The sequence below is a fragment of the Sulfitobacter sp. HI0129 genome (genome assembly GCF_001635395.1).
GTDB lineage: Bacteria > Pseudomonadota > Alphaproteobacteria > Rhodobacterales > Rhodobacteraceae > Sulfitobacter.
Genome location: NZ_LWGH01000538.1, coordinates 1 through 4933, shown reverse-complemented (window position 1 = coordinate 4933; position 4933 = coordinate 1). Strand labels below are relative to the sequence as shown.

Sequence of the window (4933 nt, the reverse complement as noted above, 5' to 3'; positions counted from 1 at the left end):
ACCTCAGCACCAAGCTGGACCGCACCGCCTGACGCCGCGCCCCCGCCCCGGCACACAGCCCCCCGGCCCTTTCCCTTGCCGCCAACCTTCGCTAGATCAGCAGGCGGACGGACAAGGGATAGTACTGATGGCACTGGAAAAGACATTCGACGCCGCCGAAGCCGAAGCCCGGCTTTACGCCGCATGGGAAGAGGCCGGCGCCTTCAGGGCCGGGGCCAATGCCAGCCGGGAGGAAACCTTTTCCATCATGATCCCGCCGCCCAACGTGACGGGCGTGCTGCACATGGGCCATGCCTTCAACAACACCCTGCAGGACATCCTCGTGCGGTGGCACCGGATGCGCGGGTTCGACACGCTCTGGCAGCCGGGACAGGACCACGCCGGAATCGCCACCCAGATGGTGGTGGAACGCAAGCTGGCCGAAACGCAGCAACCCGGACGACGCGAACTGGGTCGCGAGGCGTTTCTGAAAAAGGTCTGGGAGTGGAAGAAGCAATCCGGCGGCACGATCATCGAACAGCTCAAGCGCCTCGGTGCGTCCTGCGACTGGTCGCGCAATGCCTTCACCATGTCGGGCGCGCCCGGCGCCCCCGAGGGGGAGGAGGGCAACTTCCACGACGCGGTCATCAAGGTCTTCGTCGACATGTACGAAAAGGGCCTGATCTACCGGGGCAAGCGGCTGGTCAACTGGGACCCGCATTTCGAAACCGCGATCTCCGACCTCGAGGTGGAAAGCACCGAGGTCGACGGCCACATGTGGCACTTCAAATACCCGCTGGCAGGGGGCGCCACCTACACCTACGTGGAGAAGGACGAAGACGGCAACACGCTCTTCGAAGAGGAGCGCGACTATATCTCCATCGCCACGACGCGCCCCGAAACCATGCTGGGCGACGGCGCCGTGGCAGTTCATCCATCGGATGAACGATATGCCTCAATCGTCGGGAAACTCTGCGAAATTCCCGTAGGCCCCAAAGAGCATCGTCGCCTCATCCCGATCATCACCGATGAATATCCCGACCCCGCCTTCGGCTCGGGTGCTGTCAAGATCACCGGCGCGCATGACTTCAACGACTACGAGGTCGCCAAGCGCGGCGGCATCCCGCTCTATGCGCTGATGGACACCCGCGGCACCATGCGGACAGACGGCCTGCCCTACGCCGAAGCCGCCGCCCGCGCGCAGGCCATCGCCGAGGGCCGCGAAGAGGCCCCCGCCGACGCGAGCGAGATCAACCTCGTGCCCGACGCCTATCGCGGGCTGGACCGGTTCGAGGCCCGCAAGCGCGTGATCGACGACATCACCGCAGAAGGCCTCGCCGTGATGACGCAGGCGAGCGACCCGCGCCTTGGCCGCGCCGCGCAGAAATCCCCCGTCGAGCCCGGCGAAGGCGGCGAGATGCGCACCGAGGAAGAGAACCTCGTGCCGCTGGTGGAAGCCAAGAAGATCATGCAGCCCTTCGGCGACCGCTCCAAGGTGGTGATCGAGCCGATGCTGACCGACCAGTGGTTCGTGGACACCGCGAAGATCGTCCAGCCTGCGATCGACGCCGTGCGCACGGGAGAGGTGACGATCCTGCCGGAGCAGGACCGCAAGGTCTATTTCCACTGGCTGGAGAATATCGAGCCCTGGTGCATCTCTCGCCAGCTCTGGTGGGGGCACCAGATCCCGGTGTGGTTCGATGAAGACGGCAACGAATACTGCGCCGCAACCGAAGCCGAAGCACAGGCCAAGGCTCCCGGAAAGACGCTGACCCGCGACCCCGACGTTCTGGACACATGGTTCTCCTCCGGCCTTTGGCCCATCGGCACGCTGGGCTGGCCGGAGCAGACCGAGGCGCTGCAGAAATACTTCCCCACCTCGGTCCTGATCACCGGGTTCGACATCATCTTCTTCTGGGTCGCCCGGATGATGATGATGCAATACGCGGTGGTGGATCAAAAACCCTTCGATACGGTCTACGTCCATGCGCTGGTGCGCGACGAGAAGGGCAAGAAGATGTCCAAGTCGCTCGGCAACGTGCTGGATCCGCTGGAACTGATCGGGGATTACGGCGCGGATGCCGTGCGCTTCACGCTGACCTCCATGGCGGCCATGGGGCGGGACCTGAAGCTTTCCACCGCGCGCATTGCCGGGTACCGGAACTTCGGCACCAAGCTCTGGAACGCGCACCGCTTCGCGGAGATGAACGGAGTTTTCGCGCCGGAGGTGGAGCGCGTGCACTACACCAGCCATGCGCAGGTGGAACATACGCTCAACAAATGGATTATCGGAGAGACGGCGCGCGTGCGCGAAGAGGTGGATACCGCCCTGTCGAACTACCGGTTCAACGATGCGGCAAACGCGCTCTATGCCTTTGTCTGGGGCAAGGTCTGCGACTGGTACGTGGAACTCAGCAAACCGCTGTTGCAGGGCGATGCGCCGGAGGCGGATGAGACCCGGCAGACGCTGCGCTGGGTGCTGGACCAGTGCCTGTTGCTGCTGCATCCGATCATGCCCTTCATCACCGAAGAACTCTGGCAGACCACGGCAGAGCGTGACGAGATGCTGGTTCATGCCGATTGGCCGACCTACGATCCCGCGCAGATGATCGACCCTGAAGCCGACCGTGAGCTCAACTGGGTGATCGGCCTGATCGAGGCGATCCGCTCCGCCCGGGCGCAGATGCATGTGCCCGCAGGGCTGCAGGTGCCCATGCTCGTGACCGGCTGGGACGCCCCCGCGCAATCTGCATGGGCCGCGAACGAAACGATGATCCGGCGCCTCGCCCGGGTCGAAAGCCTCGACGAACAGGAGGCTTTCCCCAAGGGCACGGTTTCCATCGCGGTGCCGGGCGCCGACTTCGGCCTGCCGCTCGCCGGTCTCATCGACATCGGTGAGGAAAAGGCGCGGCTGGGCAAAACGCTGGACAAGCTCAAAAAGGAAATCGGCGGGCTTTCCGGGCGTCTCGGCAACCCGAAATTCGCCGCTTCCGCCCCCGCCGATGTGGTCGCCGAGGCCGAGGCGAACCTCGCCGCGCGCGAAGAAGAGGCCCGCCAGATCGAAGCCGCCCTCGCCCGGCTGTCGGAAATGGAGTGAGGGTAGGCCTTTCCAAATGGTCCTAAATCCTCACCGAAGGTGCACGGCGCCACGGGCGCCCCGGTGGCGGGGGAGCCTCCGGCGGGGATTTTAACCATTTGGAAGGGATTTGACCCCAGACTCGGATCGCGGTCCTAGCAGGGATGCGAAGATCGTCCATTTGGAAGGCCCCGTCGGGAAACCGGCGGGGCTGACCTTTTTTACCCCCTATTCGAAGACCGCGGGGCGTTTCGCGAAGGCTGCGGCGATGACCTCCATCTGGTGGGGCTTGCCGATCAGCGCGGCCTGTTCGCGGGATTCCGCCAGCAGCACATCGTCGGGGGCTTGGGTTTCGGCCTCTGCGATCAGGCGCTTGGCGGCCCGGATGGCGCTGGGGCTCTTGCCCGCGATCACGCGGGCAAGCTCGGTGGCAGCGGTGAGCGGATCATCGGCCAGTTCGGTCACGAGGCCCCAGCGTTCCGCCTGCTCCGCGCCCACGGGTTCGGCGGTATAGGTGAGCCGCCGCAGCACATCCCCCCGGACGAGGCGCGGCAGCAGCACCATGCCGCCCATGTCGGGCACGATGCCCCATTTCATCTCCATCACCGCGAGCCGGGTATCGGGGGCGGCGATGCGGATATCGGCACCCAGCGCCAGTTGCATCCCGGCACCGTAGACCGCGCCGTGCAGGGCGGCGATCACCGGGATCTCCAGCCGGGTCCAGACCATGGCGACCTCCTGCCACTGGTTCGTCGTGCCGTTCCCGTGGCTGCGCGGCATCAGCATCTCGGCCGGGTCCTTGCCCACCATGCCCGACAGGCCCGTGATGTCGATGCCCGCGCAGAAGGCGCGGCCTTCGCCCGACAGGACGGCCACGCGCGCGTCGGATGCCGCCACTTCCGCACCGGCGGCGATGACGGCGTCGATCATCTCCTGATCCACCGCGTTCATCTTGTCCGCGCGGGTCAGCGTGACGAAGGCGATATGGTCTTTGACGGTGACGGAAACGCGGGCCATGGGATTCTCCTTTTGCTTGAGGCCCATTCAACCGATCGTGTCGGGCCAAGGCCAGCGGAACGCTGCGGCAGCTTGTCCGGGCCTGCGGGCCCCGCTATCAGGTGGGGATGAGCCGTTTTCGCCTGACCCCGCTTGCCCAGTCGCTTCCCGATACCGTGCCCTTCGTCGGGCCGGAAACGCAAGAGCGCGCCATGGGCCGCCCCTTCGACGCACGGATCGGTGCGAACGAAAACGTCTTCGGCGCCTCCCCCCGCGCCCGTGCCGCCATGGCGGAGACGGAGATCTGTATGTATGGCGACCCCGAAAGCCATGATCTGCGCCATGCACTGGCCCGACATCACGGCACCACCCCCGCCCATATCGTCGTGGGCGAAGGGATCGACGGGTTGCTGGGCTATCTGGTGCGCCTCTTCGTGGCGCAGGGCGATGCGGTCGTCACGTCCGACGGGGCCTATCCGACGTTCAACTACCATGTCGCGGGCTATGGCGGGGTCTTGCACCGGGTGCCCTACCGCGACGACCGCGAAGACCCCCGGGCGCTTTTCGCCCGGGCGGCGGAGGTGGATGCCAAACTCGTCTATCTGGCGAACCCCGACAACCCGATGGGCAGTTGGCACGCCGGTGCCGATCTGGCGGCGGCGATGGAGGATCTGCCCGCGGGCAGCTTGCTGGTGCTGGATGAGGCTTACGTCGAATGTGCCCCAGAGGGCACGGCGCTGCCACTGCCGCTGGATGATCCGCGCGTGATCCGGTTGCGGACGTTTTCCAAGGTCTATGGCATGGCGGGCGCGCGGGTTGGCTATGCGATGGGCGCGCCGGACCTGATCGCGGCTTTCGACAAGGTGCGCAATCATTTCGGCA

Annotated in this window: 3 protein-coding genes; 2 read left to right on the top strand and 1 reads right to left on the bottom strand. The window is 65.6% G+C overall.

The window, feature by feature from the left end; translation table 11 throughout:
• The first annotated feature begins 127 nt into the window (after positions 1 to 127).
• Complete coding sequence (locus A3764_RS14650) at positions 128 to 3076, top strand: valine--tRNA ligase (RefSeq protein ID WP_067919256.1); 2949 nt, start codon at positions 128 to 130, stop codon at positions 3074 to 3076.
• Between the two features lie 207 nt (positions 3077 to 3283).
• On the opposite strand, the gene A3764_RS14645 is transcribed toward A3764_RS14650, so the two are convergent.
• Complete coding sequence (locus A3764_RS14645; protein ID WP_067919255.1) at positions 3284 to 4072, bottom strand: crotonase/enoyl-CoA hydratase family protein; 789 nt, start codon at positions 4070 to 4072, stop codon at positions 3284 to 3286.
• A 107-nt stretch (positions 4073 to 4179) separates the two neighbouring features.
• Between A3764_RS14645 and A3764_RS14640 the strand changes: the two genes are divergently transcribed.
• Positions 4180 to 4933: aminotransferase class I/II-fold pyridoxal phosphate-dependent enzyme (locus A3764_RS14640; protein WP_067951707.1), on the top strand; the 754-nt coding region annotated here is incomplete at its 3' end.